At 55.1% G+C, this 987-nt stretch carries 1 protein-coding gene; it reads left to right on the top strand.

Translation table 11 applies throughout. The annotated features are described in order from the left end of the window. A partial coding sequence (locus tag PEL01S_RS34200) for an amino acid adenylation domain-containing protein (RefSeq protein WP_127463373.1) occupies positions 1-987 on the top strand: 987 nt, incomplete at both ends.

The following is a 987-nucleotide window of genomic DNA, read 5'->3' as shown; positions in this document are numbered from 1 at the left end:
GGCCATTTCGCGTTTCTGGATGAAGAGCAAGCCTGTGATGAGGACGGTTCGAATCTGGAACCGATCGCGGGAGCGAATCACCTGGCTTACGTTATTTATACGTCGGGAACGACAGGCAACCCGAAAGGGGTCATGGTGGAGCACCGCGGCCTATGCAACTTTAAGCTGGTATGTGAGAATACGCTGGGCATTCGTGAGGATGACAAGGTGGTTCAGTTTGCGAGCTTGTCGTTTGACGCCTCATGCTCGGAAGTCATCATGGCTCTACTGCTGGGCGCTTGTCTGTATGTACCGCCGGCTGAGGTCATTCTGGATCACCAGCTCTTTGAAAGCTATGTAGCCGAACACGGGATCACTGTAGCGACCTTGCCCCCGACGTACGCCGTCTATCTGGAGCCGACCCGTATACCGAGCTTGAAGAAGCTGATCACGGCGGGATCGCCGTCCACGGTGGAACTGGTGGAGAAGTGGAAAGATCACGTGTCGTATTTTAACAACTATGGTCCGACGGAAGATTCGATATGCTCCACGGTATGGTCGTATTCAAGCGACACGATGAACGAAAAGACGATTCCGATAGGCCGCCCGATCCCGAATCACCGCGTATATATCGTCGATTCGGCAGGCAGCTTGCTTCCAGTCGGTGTAACCGGGGAGCTGTGCATAGGGGGAGAAGGACTGGCCAGAGGGTATTTAAACCGGCCGGAATTGACGGAGGAAAAGTTTGTAGCCAACCCGTTTGCACCGGGAGAGCGGATGTACCGGACGGGAGACTTGGCAAGGTGGCTGCCGGATGGAAACATTGAGTATATCGGAAGGAAGGACGAGCAGGTAAAAATACGGGGCTACCGAATCGAGATCGGCGAGGTGGAGTCGCAGATTTTGAAGGTGGCGTCCGTGCAGGAAGCGATCGTCGTTGCGCGTGAAGATGAGGCGGGACAGAAGCAGCTCTGCGCCTACTTCGTGGCTGAACGGGAACTGACCGTA

Origin of the sequence: Paenibacillus elgii NBRC 100335 (assembly GCF_004000865.1) — a bacterium.
GTDB classification, from domain to species: Bacteria; Bacillota; Bacilli; order Paenibacillales; family NBRC-103111; genus Paenibacillus_G; species Paenibacillus_G elgii.
This window is presented reverse-complemented; position numbering and strand designations above follow the sequence as displayed.